18 protein-coding genes are annotated in these 20,083 nt (G+C 63.4%); 6 read left to right on the plus strand and 12 right to left on the minus strand.

From position 1 onward, the window contains the following. Positions 1-66: 66 nt before the first annotated feature. Positions 67-1,947, plus strand: a complete 1,881-nt coding sequence (locus tag NKJ01_RS17790; RefSeq protein WP_352599165.1) for an ABCB family ABC transporter ATP-binding protein/permease — start codon at positions 67-69, stop codon at positions 1,945-1,947. Between the two features lie 128 nt (positions 1,948-2,075). Beyond that, on the plus strand, positions 2,076-2,423 hold the full coding sequence (locus NKJ01_RS17795) for an antibiotic biosynthesis monooxygenase family protein (protein WP_352729783.1): 348 nt from the start codon (positions 2,076-2,078) through the stop codon (positions 2,421-2,423). 9 nt (positions 2,424-2,432) lie between these two features. Here the strand turns inward: NKJ01_RS17795 and NKJ01_RS17800 are convergent, their stop codons facing one another. After that, positions 2,433-3,302, minus strand: coding sequence for an SMP-30/gluconolactonase/LRE family protein (locus tag NKJ01_RS17800; RefSeq protein WP_352729785.1), 870 nt, complete (start codon positions 3,300-3,302; stop codon positions 2,433-2,435). A gap of 274 nt (positions 3,303-3,576) precedes the next feature. On the opposite strand from NKJ01_RS17800, the gene NKJ01_RS17805 reads away from it, so the two are divergent. Both NKJ01_RS17805 and NKJ01_RS17810 read left to right on the plus strand, forming a co-directional pair. Then, positions 3,577-4,275, plus strand: a complete 699-nt coding sequence (locus NKJ01_RS17805) for a phosphatidylserine decarboxylase (RefSeq protein ID WP_352729787.1) — start codon at positions 3,577-3,579, stop codon at positions 4,273-4,275. A 2-nt stretch (positions 4,276-4,277) separates the two neighbouring features. After that, positions 4,278-5,096 (plus strand): CDP-alcohol phosphatidyltransferase family protein, encoded by an 819-nt coding sequence (locus NKJ01_RS17810; protein ID WP_023761626.1) that lies wholly within the window; start codon positions 4,278-4,280, stop codon positions 5,094-5,096. A 22-nt stretch (positions 5,097-5,118) separates the two neighbouring features. On the opposite strand, the gene NKJ01_RS17815 is transcribed toward NKJ01_RS17810, so the two are convergent. From NKJ01_RS17815 to NKJ01_RS17830, 4 genes are all read right to left on the minus strand, one after another. Further along, entirely contained in the window at positions 5,119-5,457 is a 339-nt protein-coding gene (locus tag NKJ01_RS17815; protein ID WP_352729789.1) for a TetR/AcrR family transcriptional regulator, read from the minus strand. 103 nt (positions 5,458-5,560) lie between these two features. Then, positions 5,561-6,361, minus strand: coding sequence for an SDR family oxidoreductase (locus NKJ01_RS17820; protein ID WP_352729791.1), 801 nt, complete (start codon positions 6,359-6,361; stop codon positions 5,561-5,563). 164 nt (positions 6,362-6,525) lie between these two features. Further along, the gene (locus tag NKJ01_RS17825) at positions 6,526-8,748 is read right to left on the minus strand and encodes an AMP-binding protein (RefSeq protein ID WP_352729793.1); all 2,223 of its coding nucleotides are present in this window, start codon (positions 8,746-8,748) and stop codon (positions 6,526-6,528) included. Positions 8,749-8,883: 135 nt separating this feature from the next. Beyond that, on the minus strand, positions 8,884-9,291 hold the full coding sequence (locus tag NKJ01_RS17830; RefSeq protein ID WP_352729795.1) for a tautomerase family protein: 408 nt from the start codon (positions 9,289-9,291) through the stop codon (positions 8,884-8,886). 114 nt (positions 9,292-9,405) lie between these two features. Between NKJ01_RS17830 and NKJ01_RS17835 the strand changes: the two genes are divergently transcribed. Next, positions 9,406-10,263, plus strand: coding sequence for a LysR substrate-binding domain-containing protein (locus NKJ01_RS17835; protein WP_352729797.1), 858 nt, complete (start codon positions 9,406-9,408; stop codon positions 10,261-10,263). Between the two features lie 433 nt (positions 10,264-10,696). Here NKJ01_RS17835 and NKJ01_RS17845 read toward each other — a convergent pair whose 3' ends face one another. Next, positions 10,697-12,214 carry a S10 family peptidase gene (locus NKJ01_RS17845; RefSeq protein ID WP_352729799.1) on the minus strand — a complete coding sequence of 506 codons (1,518 nt, stop codon included), beginning with the start codon at positions 12,212-12,214 and terminating at the stop codon, positions 10,697-10,699. A gap of 396 nt (positions 12,215-12,610) precedes the next feature. Here NKJ01_RS17845 and NKJ01_RS17850 point away from each other — a divergent pair, with 396 nt between their 5' ends. Next, positions 12,611-13,117, plus strand: a complete 507-nt coding sequence (locus tag NKJ01_RS17850) for an OsmC family protein (RefSeq protein WP_352729801.1) — start codon at positions 12,611-12,613, stop codon at positions 13,115-13,117. Between the two features lie 3 nt (positions 13,118-13,120). Here NKJ01_RS17850 and NKJ01_RS17855 read toward each other — a convergent pair whose 3' ends face one another. The 6 genes from NKJ01_RS17855 to NKJ01_RS17880 form a co-directional block, all read right to left on the minus strand. Continuing rightward, positions 13,121-13,339, minus strand: coding sequence for a hypothetical protein (locus tag NKJ01_RS17855; RefSeq protein ID WP_023761619.1), 219 nt, complete (start codon positions 13,337-13,339; stop codon positions 13,121-13,123). A 167-nt stretch (positions 13,340-13,506) separates the two neighbouring features. Then, entirely contained in the window at positions 13,507-14,247 is a 741-nt protein-coding gene (locus tag NKJ01_RS17860; protein ID WP_352729803.1) for an SDR family NAD(P)-dependent oxidoreductase, read from the minus strand. Positions 14,248-14,467: 220 nt separating this feature from the next. Further along, a complete protein-coding gene (purF, locus tag NKJ01_RS17865; protein ID WP_352599152.1) occupies positions 14,468-15,937 on the minus strand; it encodes an amidophosphoribosyltransferase in 1,470 nt (489 codons plus the stop codon). A gap of 105 nt (positions 15,938-16,042) precedes the next feature. Beyond that, positions 16,043-16,714 (minus strand): CvpA family protein, encoded by a 672-nt coding sequence (locus NKJ01_RS17870; protein ID WP_352599150.1) that lies wholly within the window; start codon positions 16,712-16,714, stop codon positions 16,043-16,045. 84 nt (positions 16,715-16,798) lie between these two features. Beyond that, positions 16,799-18,202 carry a DNA repair protein RadA gene (gene radA / locus NKJ01_RS17875; protein ID WP_352599148.1) on the minus strand — a complete coding sequence of 468 codons (1,404 nt, stop codon included), beginning with the start codon at positions 18,200-18,202 and terminating at the stop codon, positions 16,799-16,801. Positions 18,203-18,424: 222 nt separating this feature from the next. Then, complete coding sequence (locus NKJ01_RS17880) at positions 18,425-19,915, minus strand: replicative DNA helicase (protein WP_023761614.1); 1,491 nt, start codon at positions 19,913-19,915, stop codon at positions 18,425-18,427. Positions 19,916-20,083 lie beyond the last annotated feature (168 nt).

Below are 20,083 nucleotides of genomic sequence, written 5' to 3' on the forward strand. Positions count from 1 at the left end.
CGAAAAGTGGAGCCCGGTTTTCGGAAGAGATCATGGTCAAAAAGACATAAGAAGAAGGCACAAAGAATGGCCAAAAAAACCGTCTCCGACTCCTCGACCTTCAAGACGCTGCTCAACCTGTGGCCCTATATGTGGCCGGCGGATCGTGCGGATCTAAGAGCCCGGGTCACGTGGGCGACGCTTCTGTTGGTTGTGGCCAAGCTGACGCTGGTCGCCGGTCCTTATTTTTTCAAATGGGCGACCGACGCGCTGGCCGGTGACGCCAAATCGGTGCCGCCGCTGCCGAGCTTTCTGCTGGCGCCCGTCATGCTGGTCGTCGCCTACAATGTCGTGCGCCTGGTGCAGCTTGGCTTCAATCAGTTGCGCGACGCGCTGTTTGCCCGCGTTGGCCAATACGCGGTGCGCCAGCTTGCCTTCCGCACCTTCGTCCACATGCACCAACTGTCGCTGCGCTTTCATCTCGAGCGCCGCACCGGCGGCCTGTCGCGCATCATCGAACGCGGCACCAAGGGCATCGAGACGATCGTGCGCTTCATCATGCTCAACACGGCGCCGACCATTCTCGAATTCGCGCTGACCACCGGCATCTTCGCCTACACCTATGGCTGGAAATATGTGGCGGTCGTCGCGGTCACTGTCTGGGTCTATGTCTGGTTCACGGTCCGCGCCAGCGACTGGCGCATCTCGATCCGCCGCGACATGAACGACAGCGACACCGATGCCAACACCAAGGCGATCGACTCGCTGCTCAATTACGAGACCGTCAAGTATTTCAACAATGAGGGCATGGAGGCCGAGCGCTTCGACCGCTCCATGGCACGCTACGAGATATCGGCGACGCGCATCTGGACCTCGCTTGGCTGGCTGAATTTTGGCCAGGGCATCATCTTTGGCCTCGGCACAGTCATCGTCATGTGCATGTCGGCGCTGGAGGTGCAGGCCGGCACGCAGACGGTCGGCGATTTTGTCTTCATCAACGCCATGCTGATGCAGTTGTCGGTTCCGCTCAATTTCATCGGCTTCATCTACCGCGAAATCCGCCAGGGGCTGACCGATATCGAGCAGATGTTCGACCTTTTGGATGTGCCGCAGGAGATCGTCGACAGGCCGGATGCGAAACCACTATCTGTCAGCGCCGGCAAGGTCGAGTTCCGCGACGTTCAATTCTCCTACGACCCGAACCGCAAGATCCTGAAGGGCGTCAGCTTCGAGGTGCCCGCCGGCAAGACCGTCGCCATTGTCGGGCCATCGGGCGCCGGCAAGTCGACCATCTCGCGGCTTCTATTCCGCTTCTACGATGTCCAGGACGGCCAGGTGCTGATCGACGGCCAGGATATCAGGGACGTGACGCAGGAGAGCCTGCGCGGAGCAATCGGCATGGTGCCGCAGGATACTGTGCTGTTCAACGACACCATCGCCTACAACATCCGCTACGGCCGCATCGGTGCCAGCGAGGAGGATATGCGCAAGGCTGCCGAACTCGCCCAGATCGGCCCCTTCATCGAGCGGCTGCCAGACGGCTACAAATCGATGGTCGGTGAGCGTGGGCTGAAACTCTCGGGCGGCGAGAAGCAGCGCGTGGCGATCGCCCGCACCATCCTGAAAGCCCCGCCGATCCTGATGCTCGACGAAGCGACTTCGGCCCTCGACAGCCACACCGAGCAGGAAATCCAGGCGGCGCTCGACCTGGTCAGCCGCGGTCGCACCACCATCGTCATCGCCCACCGGCTGTCGACGGTGATTACGGCCGACGAGATCATCGTGCTGCAGGACGGCCAGATCGCCGAGCGCGGAACGCATGCCGAACTGATGCACAAGCATGGCCTCTACGCCTCGATGTGGGATCGCCAGCGCGAGGCAACGGAGGCCGAGGAGCGGCTGCGCATCGCCCGCGAGGGCGACGAACTTGGCGTCATCGTTCGCCGCCGGCTATCCGAGGTGAATTGATGCCGCCTACCAGGTGAGCCGCCTACCAGATGAGAAGGAAGAAATTTCCGCTTGACCTCAATTAAGTTGAGATTGTAGGTCGTTCTTGGAGCCCGGAAGCAACATGATCCAAGAACGGAATGATCGAAATGAGCAAGGGAAATCAGAACGTTAACGGCGGCAGCGTGTTCAGGGTGGACAAATTCGTCGTCCCGGCCGCCGCTCGCGAGGAGATACTCGCCAAGGTCCGGACAACGCATGAATTGCTGCGCCTGCAGCAGGGCTTCGTGCAGGATTTCCTGCTCGAGCAATTCTCGGGGCCGGGCGAATTCAACCTCGTCACCATCGTCGAATGGGAGAGCCAGGCGGCCGTCGACAATGTCGTGCCGATCGTCAAGGCGGCGCACGAGCGCATCGCCTTCAACCCGCAGGAGACGATCGCCCGGCTCGGTGTTCGGGCCGACATCGCCAACTATCGGCGTGTTCCCGGACTGTAATAGGATTTCCTACGGCCAGCCGACGCCGGGTGCCGGTGCGTCCACGCTGAGCACCTGGCCGGTGCGCGCGTCGCTGACCATGTGCTCGAAGCCACGCCATTCGGCGGCGAGAATGAACAGCGTTTTCCTGTCGGTGCCGCCCAGCATGCAGGCAAAGCAGCCGCGATCGACAACGACCGTCTGCAAGACCTCACCGCCTTCGCTCACGCGCACGCAATGCTTGTTGGGAACATCCGCATACCAGATCGCCCCCTCGGCATCGAGGCAGATGCCGTCGGGATAGCCGTCCACATCAGCCCAGACCCGCCGGTTGGACAGAGTGCCGTCGGCCGCGATGTCGAAGGCAGTCAGCCTGTTGGCATGCGATTCGGCGACGATCAGCGTCTTGTTGTCCGGGGTGGCCGCCATACCGTTGGCAAAGGCGATATTCTCGGCTACTTGCCGGACCTCACCGTCCGGCGTGACCAGCACGATCGTGCCGGGACCGAAATGCTCGCCCGGCGCCGGCGCCGGGCCGCCGCCATTGACATAGATGTTGCCGCGCCCGTCGATGACGATCTCGTTCCACGGGCTTTTCGAGAGGCTGCGCAAATCGGTATGGGTGACGAGCCTTCCATCTGCTTCCTGTCGCAGAAGCAAGCCGTCGCGACCGGAGATGACAAGCAGACGGCCATCCGGCAGCCAGTCGATGGAGTAGGGCAGGACAGCTGGCACGGTGAGCGTGACCTCGCGGTTGCCGTCGGCATCGACAGCGACGATCTCGCCGGTCCCCCAATTGCAGACCCAGAGCCGTCCGTCGTGCCAGCGCGGCGATTCCCCGAAGGCGAGGCCGGCAGTGATGAGATACGCTTGAGAGGTTGCTGATTTTTTCGACGGCATTGCTGGCTCCTCGGGTCGACTCACGGGCGCTTCGCCTACCTTGGCTGGATCGATGCAAGCGCCACCTCTTCAAGGACGGGCGAGGATGGCTCGCCCCGACAATGGCAATGGGTTTTCCCGGGCAATGGGTTTTTTCCCGGTCAGGTCGGGGCGCTGTCAACAACGACTGAGGCCGAGGAGCGGCTGCAATCAATGCCTTGCCGATTGTTGCGTTGCGGCGAGGGGGGCTTTCGGCTATTGAGGCCGCAATTGAAACGGAGCCCGTTTGTACCCGATGAGCCTTGTCGATACGGTCAAGAACGCGTTCGTACCGATCCATCGCGAAGGCTATCCCTTCATCGCGGCCTTTGGCGCGGCAACGCTCTTCCTCGGCTATTTCTCTTCGATCCTGTTCTGGATGGGCCTTATCCTGACGGGCTGGTGCGTCTATTTCTTCCGTGATCCCGAGCGCGTCACGCCGGTCGACGACCACCTCGTGGTCAGCCCCGCAGACGGCATCATTTCTGCGGTCGGGCCGGCCGTGCCGCCTCGCGAACTCGGCCTCGGCAATGTCGAAATGACCCGCATCTCGGTGTTCATGAACGTCTTCTCCTGCCACGTGAACCGCGCCCCGGTGCGTGGCCGTATTGCCAGGATCGAGCATCGGCCTGGAAAATTCCTCAATGCCGAACTCGACAAGGCGAGCACCGAGAACGAGCGCAACGGCCTGGTTATCGAGAGCCCCAACGGTACGGTCGCCGCCGTCCAGATCGCCGGCCTGGTGGCGCGGCGCATCGTCTGCTGGGCCGAGGCCGGCGGCTCGATCGCCATCGGCGAGCGCTTCGGCCTGATCCGCTTCGGTTCGCGCGTCGATGTGTTCCTGCCGCTGGCCGCCACGCCGCGTGTTGCCGTTGGCCAGACGGCGGTCGGCGGCGAAACCGTGCTTGCCGAATTCGGCGGTGTGGCCGGCACGCCTCTTGTTCGGATTTCCTGACCGTGGGCACGCAATACAAAAAGTTCGAGGCCCATGCCAGCGGCGGTCCGCGCATCCGGGAAATCCCTATGCGCATGGTGCTGCCCAATCTGGTCACCGTGCTGGCCATCTGCGCCGGTCTGTCCGGCATCCGATTCGGCTTCGAAGGCCGTTTCGAGCCGGCAGTGGTGATGGTACTGCTGGCGGCATTCCTCGACGGCATTGACGGCCGCCTGGCGCGGATGCTGAAGGCGACCTCGAAATTTGGCGCGCAGATGGATTCGCTGGCCGACATCGTCAATTTCGGCGTCGCACCGGCTCTGGTGCTCTATGCCTTCCTGCTCGACCGCGCCGGCTCGCCGGGATGGATCGCCGCACTTCTGTTTGCCATCGCCTGCGGGCTGCGGCTCGCCCGGTTCAACGTGCTTGACGACGAGAAGGCCGATCGCCCCCTATGGCAGTCCGAATATTTCGTCGGCGTGCCGGCGCCGGCGGGCGCCGTGCTGGTGATGCTGCCGCTCTATCTTTATTTCCTCCGCACCGGACTGGAGCCCAGTCGTCCAGCCGCTTTCGTCGCCACCGGCTTCACCATTCTGGTCGCCTTCCTGCTGGTCAGCCGGCTGCCGGTCTATTCCGGCAAGAACCTGAGAATCCCGGGCGACAAGGTGCTGCCGATTATCCTTGGTGTCGTGCTCTATGTGCTCCTGCTGATGACCTATCCCTGGTACACGCTGACGGCGTCGGTCGCCGGCTACCTGATCTTCCTGCCGTTCAGCGTGCGCGCCTATTCGAAACGCGCCAAGCTGGAGGGTGAGAAGATACCGCCTTCGGATATAGGTTAAGTCGGGGGCTTGAGCCCTTGCACTAACAAATCACTCCAGGCGGAGGCAAAACGTTCACCTCGCGATTGGCGCCGAGTTTTTCAAGCATGCTTCCCACAAGTCTCCGCGAGCCCTCCTCGCTGGAAAGCGCCTTCTCGCCAAGTTCCGCCCGGCCTTCCCGCGCAGTGCCGACGAATTGCTCGATCGCGGCGGCAAGCAAGTCCTCTTTCGAAGAGAAATGCTTGTAGAGCGCGCCGGAGCCGCGCGACAGACCTGCTGCTTCCTGGATATCGGGAACGCTTGTCCGATCGTAGCCGCGTTCACCAAACAGGCGGATAGCCGCGCGCACAATACGCTCGCGTCCGATTGATGGCGGCTTCATGGCTGCTCCTGGCTCAGTGACCTGATGAATGGATTCGCAATCGACATTAATACCTGCCAGCATCGACGATCGCTCGTGCCGGCGATGCAGAGATCGGATTCGACTAGCGGGCGCTTCGGCGTTGTTCGGAAAGCCAACTCTTCCAGGTCCTTTCGCCAAAGCGCTCGGCGGTTTCGGCCAAGCCCATTCTAAGACCCATCTTTCGACTGATAGGCAGCGGCAGGACGAAACGTGCTAGCCCAAGCGCGTCGCGGTATTGCCGCGCGAAACTCGAGAAAGGCATCACGTCCGGGCCACCTATCTCCGTACGCATGCCCCTTTTCCCATCGGTGACAGCCTGTGCGAGATAGCGGGCCACGTCGCGTGTATCCACCGGATTTGAGGGCGAGGTCGGAAGCGGCCAGACCGGCAGCCATTCCAGCCCGCCGAGCATCTTGGCCAGAAGGTAATAGAACGGCGTGGCGCGGATGACCGACCATGGGAGCGAGGACTCTCGTACAAGCTGTTCGCCTGTCAGTTTTACTCGGGCATAGGGCAGGCGGCTGAATTCTAGGCCAACGATCGACACGAAGATGAAGTGGCTTACGCCGGCGCGCCGCGACGCGGCAAGCAAATGCCGCGTGCCCTCGACATCGACGCTGGCCGGACTTGAGAAGAAATCTATCAGCCTCATGCCGCGCCTGGCGATCGGCGACAGCGTCGCGGCGTGTATGACCGTGTCGATGCTGACAAGAGCTTCATCGATGCCGTCGCCGGTTGCGAGATCGCCTCGAGCCCACTCAACGGAACTGTCTTGCCCGGTTTTTCTGGCGAGCAGCCGGACAATGTGCCCAGCCTCGTTCAACGCCGGCACAAGATCGCGGCCGAGATGCCCTGTTCCCCCGGTAACAAGGATTTTTGCCATTCAAGACCTCTCTGAGGCAACGCCCCTTAGTGGTGAGTGAATGATCACTCACCACTAAATTGGCGTAAGGCGAGAATGTGACGAGGCACGCATTACGCTCTCGGTCCGGCTCAGAAGAAGGGCTTGCAGCGGCCCCGTCGCGGTTCCATCGAAATGGAACGGACCTACGCCGCGACGCCGAGTCCCAGCCTGTCGATCGCCAGCTTTCTCGTCGACACATAGTCTGTCTTGCCGGAACCCAGCACCGGGATTTCCTCGACCTTGACGATGTCGTTGGGCACCATCAGTTCGGCCGCACCTGCCTGTTTGCCGAATCTGCGCAACTCGTCGGGATTGGCGTCGTCGGCGGTGGTAACCAGCACGATGCGTTCGCCCCGCCGCTTGTCCGGCACGGCCACCGCCGCGTGCCGTTCTTCCGGCCATAGCGACTGCACCAGCATCTCGACCGCGCCGAGCGACACCATTTCGCCGGCGATCTTGGCAAAGCGCTTGGCGCGGCCGCGTATGGTGATGAAGCCTTCGCGGTCGACCGAAACGATGTCGCCAGTGTCGTGCCAGCCGGTCAACGGCTGCAGTTCACCGGGACGCTCCGCGGTCATGTAGCCCATCATCAGGTTTGGTCCGTCGAGCCACAATTGTCCGGCGCCGGAGATGCCCTCGACCGGCTCCAGCTTCATGCGCATGGCCGGCAGCAGCCGGCCGACGGTGCCGTCGCGGCCATGGATTGCGGTGTTGACGGCAACCACGGGGGCGGCCTCGGTCAGCCCGAACCCTTCGATGATCTCCGCCTGGAAGCGTTCGCGATAGACGCGGCGGGTTTCAGGCTTCACTGCCTCGGCGCCGGCGACGACGAAGCGCAGGCTGGAAAAATCACCATCCTTGGCGGTGCGCGCATAATTTGCGAGGAACGTGTCGGTGCCGAACATGATGGTCGGCTTCGCCTTGCGCGCCACCTCGGGGATGATCTTGTAGTGGAGAGGCGAGGGGTAGAGGAACAACTTCACGCCGGTGACCAGCGGCAAGATGGTGCCGCCCGTCAGCCCGAACGAGTGAAACACCGGCAGCACGTTGAGAAGGATGTCGGCAGGCGAGATGGTGATGCGTGCCTCGGCCTGCATGGCGTTGGCAAGCAGGTTCTTGTGCGAAAGGATGACCGCCTTGGGCGTGCCTTCCGATCCTGAGGTGAACAGGATCACCGCCGGCTTGGCAGCATCCTGCCGTTGCAGCGGCCAGCGCCACAGCAAGGCGGCGGCAAGCTTGTCCAGCGCCGTGACGCCTTCGCGCACATCCTCCAGCCAAAGCAGCCTGGCACCGCCCTTTTCGACAGCCTCGACGATATCGGCAAGGTCGGCCTTCTCGACGAACGCGCGGGAGGAAATCACGGTCCTTATCACCGCCGTGCGCACCGCCGCAGTCACGCTCGCCGGCCCTGCCGTATAGTTGATCATTGCCGCCACCCGGCCGGCGGACAGAAGCCCGGTGAGCGACAGCACGACGCCATTGGCGTTCGGCAGCATCAGCCCAACCGCTTCGCCCGGCGCCGTGACCGCCTCGAAGCGGCGACCGAGGACCCGGGCGCCGATGAACATCTTGCGGTAGCTCAGCGCGCCGGAGATGACGTCCTCGATGATCGGGTGAGAAGCGCCGACGCGGTCGGCGGCATCGCGCATGGCCAGGAACAGGCCGCGATCGACGTTAGTGGCGAAAAGCCGTGCCTCGGCGACGCGGTCGAACAGCGCATTGGTGTTCGAGGCCTGGTCGGGGTTGCGCGCCACCAGTTCGGCGATGGTCATCGGCTCCAGCACGCTGATCGACAGTTGCGGAAACCAGTGCCGTGGTGCCTTGTCCGCCGGCGTCAACGACACCGGCAGGCTTCGTGCGCCGCTGACGAAGACCGGCACGATGCTGGCGTTCGCCTGCATGGCGATGCGGGTGACGGCACGAAACAGCCGAAACGTCTTGACGTCAGGCTCGACCGCATCCGGCAGATAGACGGCGAGCCGGCCTTTGCCTTTGAGGACACGCACCAGCCGGCGGCTGACGAAGACGTGTTCCGCATTGAAGGCGATGGTACGGCCAAGCCCGCGCCACGGTTCGAGCCAAGGGGACCGCGCCGAGACCTCGTCGAGTATGTGCAGTGTGTCGTCCGGCAGAAGCGACAGCATCAGCGCCGGTTCGAAACGCGACTGATGCGAGATGACGTAGATGACGGGAGCCTGCGCGTTGCGGGCGATCCTGATGCGGGTGTCGGCGATCCGGTAGCCAAGCTTGAACGGCACATAGAGCAGCGCCTGGGTGAAGCGCAGGCCGAGGCGGAATTTTTCCACGATGCCGATCAGCAGCCAGGCAAGGGCAAGACCTGCAAGCAGCGCCAGTGTCAGGATCATGCCGCGTCTCTCCCAACGTTTTATCATCTCGGCTCTTTTGCGGCCGCTTCGGCAAGAACCTAGACCATGTGGGAGCAACGTCAATGCGGATGAGGGCAAGCTTACCTTCTCGCCCCGGGCGAAAATGGTCCGTATTCACGCCGCCTTCAACCGTCCGCTAATGAAACGGAATTCCTGCGTCTTGCCGCCATAGCCATAGGCCGCCGCCGGCACTTCGTGCACGAAGGCATAACTTTCCTCATGCACGGCGCCCAACAGGCGGCCGAAGGCCGCAAAGATCGCCTTGAGATAGGCCTCCAGCTCGAGCTTGGTGTTGGTGCCGTCAACCACCTTGATATCAAGCCAGAACGTATGGGTGCCGTCCTCGGCCAGCGACTTGCCGCCGGCGAACCAGTGCTGGGGATCGATGTAGGATATGGAAACCGCGGTGATCGTAGGATCCTTGCGAAGCTGCATGGCGGTGATTTCGGTGACCTCCTTTGCGATGCGGGTGGAAAGACCCGCGTCAGGCCTGCCGGTGACGCTGATGTTGATGATGGGCATTTCTCTTCTCCTTGGTTCGAGCGGCGTCTCATCGCCGTTGGGCGGGACTATGTCACCCCTATTCAGTCAAGAAAATCGAATTGTTTTTTACTGAAGGTTCGATACTATCGAATTATGGAAACGCTTGATCCCGACCTGCTCAGAACCTTCCTAGCGTTCGTCGATAGCGGCTCACTGGCCCAGGCGGCTTCAAACGTCGGCCGTTCGCCCTCGGCGGTTACCGCTCAGATGCAGCGGCTGGAGCAAATGGTCGGCGAGCCGCTATTGGCGCCGCAAGGGCGGGGGCGCGGCCTGACGCCGGTGGGTGAGGACCTCGTCGGCCATGCCAGGCGTATCCTTGCTGCCCATCGCGAGGCATGGCTGGCGCTGAAGGGGGCACGCGCTGCCGGGCGCGTCGCCATCGGCACGACACAGGATTTCGCCGATAGCGGCCTGCCGGACCTGCTGCGTGCCTTCGCCGTCAGTCACCCGCGCGTCAGGATCGAACTGCGTGTCGGCCGCTCCGCCGAACTGGCGCAGGCGCTGCAGTCCGGCGGACTCGATCTGGCGATCGTCATGCGTCAGGCGGCAGTGCCGGACGAAGTCGGCGTTCTGCGTGAGCCGATGATATGGCTATGCTCACAAAAAGGCTTGGCCTCGCGGCAGGAGGAACTGCCACTGGCGCTGCTCGATCCCTATTGCGGCTTTCGCGAAGCGGCACTTGCCGCGCTCGATGCGGCCGGCCGCCGCTACCGCATTGCTGCCGGAAGTGCCAGTCTGGCCGGCCTGCGCACGGCGGTGAACGCCGGTGTCGCGTTGACGCTGCGAACGGCCCGCTTTGCCCATTCCGGCATTGTCGAGGCGCCGCGCGAGTTTGGCCTGCCGCAGGTTCCGACGGCTGAATTCGCGATCCGGCTGCGCGCCGGCGCCGATGGTCCGGCGGGTGATCTGGCGACACTGCTCAGTGGCAACCTTGCCTCGTCGGCCGGCTGAACGGCAAAGAAAAAGCCGACCTTGCGGTCGGCTGAGAGTAGGACGGGCCGAGGGGTTTGGGGGACTTGGGGATGGCCCGTCGCACCAACAATGCCTGACCCGGATAATGGTTCCACGACTCTGTAATTTTTTTTAAGAATATTTGACGTCATGCGTTGCGAGCGGGCCGTCAGCCAATCCTGACCAACATGGGCAAACACCGCGCACAACCCGATAGCGCCGCCTATCATGCTGGCGACTGGTGCAATCCGCCCAGGAACAGAAAGGCAAACCGGACCGCGAACCGCACTTCGGCCGAGCAGAGCAATCCGGATTCGGCCGCCGGGATCGGCCTCCGCCACAGGATCGGCTGCGTGCGCTATACGGGCGAAAGTCGGTGCAACGCCAACCGTGCTGAGGCAGCGTTCCATGGCGAGCTGCGCTGTCACAAAGCTTATTGCGTCACCTGATAGAGCTCCGAGGCGGCTTCTTTCAGGGCGCGCCGACCATCGGATCTGAAATACATCATGTGCCCGCCCTCGACGACATCGAGATGGATAGGCTTGGCATTGGCGAGCGACGAGATCTGGTTCACCAGGTAGCGCGAGGCGAGGTAAGGCGTGACCAGGTCGGTGTAGCCGTTGACGATCACGACGCCGAGCGAAGGGTTCAGCGAGCGTGCTTTTTGTAGATCATTCATCACCCCGGCATAGCCTTGCCGTGAGGCGCTGGTCCCGTAATCCCAATTGTGGCTGATTTCGCCATTGAGCAGCCGATAGCTGACATCGGTGCGGAAATTCAACTCGTCGCTAATATAGCCGACGAAAGCCGACGTTAACGCCGGGACGCTCCGGTCGAGCACGGGATCCGGGCCGGCGATGCGGGCGCTCTCGGGCGCGATGTCTGCCGTGCCGATCATGGCGTCGTATGGGCTGAGCACTTTGCCGCTGGCACGGGCGAACTCCCTTGCGAACAGGCCGGTCGGTATGCGTGCGGAGTTCCGCTGCACGACTTCGAGCGGCAGGCCGGTGATGTCAGCCACGCGTTGGCTCGCCAGCCGCCTGCCTTGCTCCAGTCCGCTGGTGAGCGCCGTGAGGTAATCTCCCAGCGCATATTGTTCGACTTCCGCCAGCTTCTCCCGCAGGGCATCGCCGCTGACGCCTTCGGCGCGCAGGCGGACCGCCGCCAGCGAAGGCAGTTCGAGCGCCCAATGCAGCGGCTCGAATTCGTCGGGCTGCACCAGCGTGAACTCCAGCGCGGGGGAGATCAGCACGATGCCGTTCGGACTGATGCCGATATCCTCCTGCAATGTCCTGGCAAGCAGCGCCGCCCGGAACCCGCCATAGCTTTCGCCGGCGAGGAACAGCGGCGATCCGGTGCGGCCATTCTGCGCCAGATAGAGCCGGATGAAGGCGCCGACCGAGCTGGCATCCTGGTTGACGCCCCAGAAGTCGTGCGTGTCCTGGCCCGGTGCTTCGCGGCTGTATCCTGTCCCGACCGGATCGACGAAGACGAGATCGGTCATGTCGAGCCAGCTGTCCGGATTGTCGATGAGTCTTTGCGGCGAGGGCAGGAATTCGCCTTCGGCTCCCGTTGCGATAATACGCGGACCGAGTGCTCCGATATGCAGATAGGCGGACGCTGCTCCGGGGCCGCCATTGAACACGAAGGTGATCGGCCGCTGCGGGTCTTTGGCCGCCTTTGCCGGTGGCTCCAGCGTGTAAGCGACATAGAAGATCTCCGCCGTGACATCGCCCTTGCCCGAAAGCAGCGACAGGGTGGCGGCCTTTGCCTGATAATCCAGCTTGCGCCCGGCTAGGGTGATCGAGTGCCTGGTGATCTGCGGCGGCGGCAGCAGGGACAGCACGCCGCCCGAGGGCGCCGGGCGCTCCGCCGTTTCAGCCAGGACGGGCTGCGCCAGGGCGGCAAGCACCGGCAGGATAAGGAAGATCAGTTTCAGCTTGACCGGCATGATGGCTCCGCGAGAACGACTCCCGCATAGGTATGGCCGAGATGATCGAAGTCAAAGGAAATGACCGTATGGTTGAACGACTGACGCTGCCGCGTTCCTTCTCCCTTCGTCCTGCCGTACTCTCTTGGGAAAGGAGACTGGCAGCCACGCCCCGGCTATAGGCGACAGCCGGCGTGACCTGGTCGCCATTCGAGAGCGGCGGGTTTGGCCGCCGCGGCAATGGCCGCGACGCCCGAAGAATTGTCGGCTCGCTTCTCGGCGGCGACGAGCGGGCCGCTTGGCTCCGACCGCGTCTTGGCGGCTGGCTTGTATGCAGTGGCGATGAACAACATTGCCTTCCCGTGGTGATCGGCGCAAATCTCGACTGGACGAGACAGTCGACGAAAGGGAGAGAGCATGGATGCGACCGAACTGAAGGCCATGCAGGCGCCGCTGAAGCAGGCCTATCGCGACGACGCTTCGCAGGCCCTGATCACGCTTCGCGCCAAGGGCTCAATCGACGACCAGTCGGTCGCCTGCAAGGTGGAGACGGGCAGGGCGCTCGCCATCGCCGGGCTGCATCCGGCAACAGGTGGTTCGGGCCTTGAGCTCTGCTCGGGCGACATGTTGCTGGAGGCGTTGGTGGCCTGCGCCGGGGTGACGCTGAAGGCGGTGGCGACGGCGCTCGAGTTCAAGCTCGGCGCCGCCACGGTGGAAGCAGAAGGCGACCTCGATTTTCGCGGCACGCTCGGTGTGGCAAAAGATGCCCCGGTCGGGTTTCGCGCCATTCGGCTCAATTTCAACCTCGACACCGATGAGCCGCGGGAGCGGGTAGACTCACTGCTGAAGCTGACCGAGCGCTATTGCGTGGTGTTCCAGACCATCAACCAGAAGCCGGAGCTGACGGTTTCAGCTCGGTGCTGACGCTTACTGCGCTGACGGTTCTTCCGCATCGCCCTCGTCGGTAAAGGGCGAGGCGCTCGGCACGCATTGCACCGACCAGCCGGCCGGTGTCGGCTGTTTCTGATACTCAGCGATGGCGGCGGTGCACTGTTCGCGCTTGTCGAAGGTGCTGGGCAGGACGACCATGCCGCCCTGCGGGCCGGCGATTACCAGATACCAGACCAACGCTGCGGTCGTTGCCATGGGGATTTCCTCGTTCTGCCAGTGGGGCGCTTGTTGTGGGAGTCGCTATGATCCTACCAACTCCACGGAAGTGACGAAAGCATGGCCGCGGCGCAGCCTCCAGCCGTCACATCACAGCCGCGTGACGAGGCGGCGGGTTTGTCACGCTACCGCCTGCACGAGTGCGGCTATTCCGGCTGCCGATAGGCGACGAAGCGGTTGTGCTTGGCCTGGAAGATCAGCCCGGTCTCCTTCAAGTCGGGGCTCGCCAGCGGCACGATGAGCTTGGCGATCTCGGAGGGGTGCGGCAGCGTCTCGGGATCTTCGCCCGGCACCGCCTGGGCACGCATGGCGGTGCGGGTGGCGCCGGGATCGGCGGCGTTGACGCGCAGCGGCAGGCTTTGTGTCTCATGCGCCCATGAGCGCATCATCGTTTCCACCGCCGCCTTGGAGGCCGCGTAGGGCGCCCAGAAGGCGCGAGCCGAGTGCGCCGCATTGGAAGACAGGATGATCGCGCGGCCGGCGTCGGACAGCCGCAGCAGCGGATCGACCGAGCGGATCAGTCGCCACGTCGAGGTGACATTGATGGTCATCACCTTCTCGAAGGTTTTTGCTTCGACATGGCCGATCGGCGAGATAACGCCAAGCACGCCGGCATTGGCAACGAGAATGTCGAGCTTGCCCCAGCGCTCGTGGATGGCTCCGCCCAGCCGGTCGATGCCGGCCATATCGGCGAGGTCCAGCGGCACCAGTGTCGCCTGGCCGCCGGCTGCCTTGATCTGATCGTCAAGCTCTTCCAGGCCGCCGACGGTGCGCGCCACCGCGATGACATGCGCGCCGGCGGCAGCCAATTCCTTGGCGATGAAATAGCCGATGCCGCGCGAGGCGCCGGTGACGACCGCAACGCGGCCGGTAAGGTCGAGGGTCATGCGAGAATTTCCGTGAGGTCGGCGTGAAACACCCCTCTCTGCCCTGCCGGGCATCTCCCCCTCAAGGGGGGAGATCGACCGAACACAATGCTTTCGCCAATTGGGAACGGCGCAGAACTGGCGTTAAGCCCGATGAAGGCCAATCTCCCCCCTTGAGGGGGAGATGTCCGGCAGGACAGAGGGGGGCAAACTGGCGAAAACAAACGAAGGTCCGGCAATCCTACGTCCCGCTCGTCGCCAGCAGCGACAGCGTGCGCACATTGTCGTGGCCTTCGAAGTCAAGCAGGCGGGTCGGGTACTGGCCGGTGAAGCAGGCGTCGCAGAATTGCGGCTGGTCGTTGTCGCGGCTGGCCTCGCCGACGGCGCGATAAAGCCCGTCGATGGTGAGGAAGCCGAGCGAATCGACGCGGATGAACTCGGCCATTTCCTCCACCGACATGCGCGATGCCAGAAGCTTCGACTTCTCTGGCGTGTCGACGCCGTAGAAGCAGGAGGCGCGTGTCGGCGGCGAGGCGATGCGCATATGCACTTCCTTGGCACCGGCGTCGCGCACCATCTGCACGATCTTCTGGCTGGTGGTGCCGCGCACGATGCTGTCGTCGACCAGCACCACGCGCTTGCCCTCGATCATGCGACGGTTGGCGTTGTGCTTCAGCTTGACGCCCATGTGGCGGATCGAATCGCCGGGCTGGATGAAGGTGCGGCCGACATAGTGATTGCGGATGATGCCGAGCTCGAACGGAATGCCGGCCGCCTGAGAAAAGCCGATCGCCGCCGGCGTGCCGGAATCCGGCACCGGCACGACGATGTCGGCCTCGACCGGACTTTCGACCGCCAGCTCGGCGCCGATGCGCTTGCGCACTTCATAGACGTTGCGGCCTTCGACCGACGAATCCGGTCGCGCGAAATAGACATATTCGAAGATGCAGAAGCGGGTCTTCTGCGGCTCGAAGGGAAACAGGCTTTCAATGCCCTTGGACGTGACGACGACCATCTCGCCGGGCTTCAGGTCACGCACGAAACGCGCACCGATAATATCGAGCGCGCAGGTTTCGGAAGCCAGGATCCAGGCGCCGTCGAGATCGCCGAGCACCAGCGGTCGGATTCCGAGCGGATCACGGCAGCCGATCATCTTCTTGGCCGTCATTGCCACCAGCGAGAAGGCGCCCTCGACCTGCCGCACGGCATCGATGAAACGCGAGTTGAGATCGCGCTCCTTGCTGGTGGCGACAAGGTGCAAAAGCGTCTCGGTATCGGAGGTGGAGGAGAAGATCGCGCCTTGCTTCTGCAGCGCACGCTGCACGGTCATGGCATTGGTCAGATTGCCGTTGTGGGCGACGGCAAAGCCGCCATCGGCGAGCTCGGCGAAGAAAGGCTGGATGTTGCGCATGCCGGCGCCGCCGGTGGTGGCGTAGCGCGTATGGCCGATGGCGCGGTTGCCTTGCAGGCTGTCGATGACGCGCTGCTTGGTGAAGGTGTCGCCGATCAGGCCGACATGGTGTTCGACGTGGAACTGGCTGCCGTCGTAGGAAACGATGCCGGCCGCTTCCTGGCCGCGATGCTGCAAGGCATGCAGGCCCAATGTGACGATAGCCGCAGCATCCTGCCGGCCGAAAATGCCGAACACGCCGCATTCGTCGTGGAAATGGTCGTCGGCCTCGGCGGAAAACACGTCGTCTGCGTCTGCCATCTTAAGCTCCGCTAAAATTGCCATATAATGCCGGTTGGCGTCGAAAGCAACGCGCTCCGTGCAGCCGTTCACACCATGGTCAAGTCCCGGCGCCCATTTCGGGCGTCAGTTTGCCGGTGCAGCCGGCGCCGGATTGGCCGGGGCGTTGTCGGCCGGAGGCGTTCCTGTGTCATTGTCGTCAGGCGCCGGCGTGTTCGCATCGTCGCCGCCCGCTGGAGCATCTGCCGCCGGGGCGTCCGGAGCTGTGGGCGTCTCTGCGGCCGGCTGATTCGGGTTGAGCTTCTTCATGATCGCGTTTTCGGGATCCTCAGGCAGCAGGCTCTCGAGCTTGGCGCCGATCTGCTCGAGCAATGGCCGCGACTTGGCCTCCGTGACCCAGGCCGGTGCCTTGGCGCCGGCCAGCCAGTTGAAGAACAGCAGTGCGACGGCAACGACCAGGATGCCGCGCGCGGCGCCGTAAAGGAAGCCGAGCGTGCGGTCGAGCGCGCCGATCCTGGAATCGATGATCCAGTCGGCAAGCTTCATTGTGATGATCGAGACGACCATCAGCGCGATGATGAAGACGACGCCGGCGGAGGCCGCCATCGCGATCTTTTCATTCTCGATGTAGGGCGCGAGGTAGGGCAGGACCGGCTTGTAGAAGAAGAACGCCGCCGCTGCCGCTGCCGCCCAGGAGACGACGGACAGGACCTCGCGCGAGAAGCCGCGAACCATGGCGAGCATCGCCGAGACCAGAGTGAAGCCGACGAGAATTCCGTCAAGCAGCGTAATCGGCATGTCCTTCGCCCCACTCCATGAACCGCATTATAGCGCGGAGCATTGGGTTTCCCAAAGCCGTTTCCCGCTTCTGGGTCCGATGCCCTAATCTTCCTCGTCCACGCGGCTTCGGCGTGAGCCGGCTATGCGTGCCACCAGGTCGGCAAGCTCGGTCGGCTGGAAGGATCCGGCCCCGATCCCCCAAGCCAGCTCGCCGCTGCCCGAGGGCAGAACCGCGCTTCCAAAACCCAGCTTTTCGGCTTCCTTGAGGCGCTGTTGCGCATGCGCAACCGGCCTCACGGCGCCCGAAAGGCTGATTTCGCCGAAATAGACGCAATCGGCGGGAAGGGCAAGACCGGTGAGCGAGGAAACCAGGGCCGCCGCCACCGCCAGATCGGCCGCGGGCTCCGAAATGCGATAGCCGCCGGCGACGTTGAGATAGACATCGTGGCTGCCGAAGCGCACGCCGCAATGGGCTTCGAGAACCGCCAGGATCATCGACAGCCGCGCGCCGTCCCAGCCGACCACGGCACGGCGCGGCGTGCCGAGCGAGGAGGACGCCACCAGCGCCTGGATCTCGACCAGCACTGGCCTTGTCCCCTCCATGCCGGCGAAAACCGCCGCGCCCGGCGATTTGGCATGGCGTTCGCCAAGGAAAAGCTCGGATGGGTTGGCGACCTCGCGCAGGCCCTTGTCCGACATTTCGAAGACGCCGATTTCATCGGTCGGTCCAAAACGGTTTTTCACCGTACGCAGGATGCGATAATGATGGCCGCCTTCGCCTTCGAAGTAGAGCACGGCGTCGACCATATGCTCGACGACGCGCGGCCCGGCGATCTGGCCTTCCTTGGTGACGTGGCCGACAAGCACGATCGCCGCCCCCGTGGACTTCGCATAGCGGATCATCGCCTGGGCGGCGGCGCGCACCTGGGTGACGGTGCCTGGCGCCGAATCGGCGAGGTCGGTCCACAGTGTCTGGATCGAATCGAGGATGACGAGGTCGGGCCGCTTGCCGTCGGCTATCGTGGCGAGGATGTCTTCGACATTGGTCTCGGCGGCAAGCTCCACCGGAGAGGAGGCGACACCAAGCCGTTGCGCCCGCAGCCTGATCTGCGCGACCGCCTCTTCGCCCGAGACATAGACGATGCGGTGACCCTTTGACGCCAGCGCGGCGGCTGCCTGCGTGAGCAGCGTCGATTTGCCGATGCCGGGATCGCCCCCGACCAGCAACGCGGAGCCGCGCACGAAACCACCGCCGGTGGCGCGGTCGAGCTCGCCAATGCCCGAGCTGATGCGCGGCGCGTCCTCGATGTCGCCCGACAGCGTGGTCAGCACCACCGCGCGACCTTTACGGGCGTTGCGCGTGTTGGCCGGGCCCGAGCCGATGCCGCCGGATGTGCCTTCCTCGACCAGCGTGTTCCACTCGCCGCAGGCATCGCATTTGCCGGCCCAGCGCTGATGCACCGATCCGCAACTCTGGCAGATGAATTGGACCCGCGATTTGGCCATCAGTGGGGTGCCGGGTGGTGACAGGTTAGCGGGACAGCGCCCCCCTCTGGCCTGCCGGCCATCTCCCCCTCAAGGGGAGAGATTTGCAGCTTCAGCGCTTGCGCCTTCTTTTCAGCGCCAAAAATTGGCGAAAGAATCGATGACATCCGATCTCCCCCCTGGAGGGGGAGATGTCCGGCAGGACAGAGGGGGGCGCTAGGAAACGAGACCTGTCTCAATAGGTCACTCGAACCTTTCCGGCAGGTGATGCTCCTCGGCAAGGTCGGAGAAGCGGGTGAATTCGCCCTGGAAGGCAAGGCTGACGGTGCCGGTCGGTCCGTGGCGCTGCTTGGCGATGATCACTTCAGCCTTGCCCTGGACTTCGATCATCTTCGTTTCCCAGGCGAGGTGCTCGGGCGTGCCTTTCTCCGGCTCCTTGTTCTTGATGTAATATTCCTCGCGGTACACGAACAGCACCACGTCGGCGTCCTGCTCGATCGAGCCCGATTCGCGCAGGTCCGACAGCTGCGGATGTTTGTCGTCGCGGCTTTCGACCTGGCGCGAAAGCTGTGAGAGCGCGATGATCGGCACGCCAAGCTCCTTGCCGAGCGCCTTCAGCCCGGTGGTGATCTCGGTGATTTCCTGGACGCGGTTCTGCGACGCCTTGGCTGATGAACCCTGCATCAGTTGGATATAGTCGATAACCATCAGATCCAGCCCGCGCTGGCGCTTGAGGCGGCGGGCGCGCGCCGCGAGCTGGGCGATCGAAATACCACCCGTCTGGTCGATGTAGAGCGGGCGCTTGTGGTTCTCTTGCGTGTAGGCGACGAGCTTGCCGAAATCGGCTTCCGTCAAATCGCCGCGCCTGATTTTCGACGACGGGATCTCGGTCTGCTCGGAGATGATGCGGGTGGCCAGCTGCTCCGACGACATTTCGAGCGAGAAGAAGCCGACGACGCCGCCATTGGCCGCCTTGACCGAACCGTCCGCCTGCTGGGCGGGTTCATAGGCGGCGGCAATGTTATAGGCGATGTTGGTGGCCAGCGACGTCTTGCCCATGCCTGGACGGCCGGCGATGATGATCAAATCGGATGGCTGCAGGCCACCCATGCGGTGGTCGAGATCGCGCAGGCCGGTGGCGATGCCGGACAGGTGACCATCGCGCATATAGGCGGCGCTGGCCATGTCGACGGCATTCTTCAAGGCATCGGAAAAGCTTTCGAAACCGCCATCGTAGCGGCCGTTTTCGGCCAGCTCGAACAGCCGCCGCTCGGCATCCTCGATCTGCTCGGTGGGCGCCATGTCGACCGGCGCGTCATAGGCGATGTTGACCATGTCCTCGCCGACGGTGATCAGCGCGCGGCGCGTGGCAAGGTCATAGATGGCACGTCCATAGTCGGTGGCGTTGACGACGGTGACGGCCTCGACCGCCAGCCGCACGACATATTGCGCCATCGTCATGTCGCCGACCTTCTCGTCGGCCGGCAGGAAGGTTTTTAGCGTTATCGGCGTCGCGACCTTGCCCATGCGGATGAATTCGGACGCCACCTCATAGATCTTGCGGTGCAGCGGCTCGTAAAAGTGGCTGGCCTTGAGGAAGTCCGAGACCCGGTAGAAGGCGTCGTTGTTGACGAGAATGGCGCCGAGCAGCGCCTGCTCGGCCTCGATGTTGTTTGGCGCTTCCCGATAAAGTGGTGTTTCCGCGACGCCGAATTTTCGCGCTGCCTCTGCCATGATGTCCCCGATTTTAATCCCGACCTTCGATATCAGAACGAGATGAGTCGATGCTGACCTTTCTGCATCACTGCGCGACCAAAGAGCCTCGATGCCCGTTGTTCACAGGAACGACCAATCGTCCACAGGAGAGTATGCCCGTGCCCCGATTCCGTTTGACTCGACAGG

Origin of the sequence: Mesorhizobium sp. M0276, from assembly GCF_040321755.1 — a bacterium.
GTDB lineage: Bacteria > Pseudomonadota > Alphaproteobacteria > Rhizobiales > Rhizobiaceae > Mesorhizobium.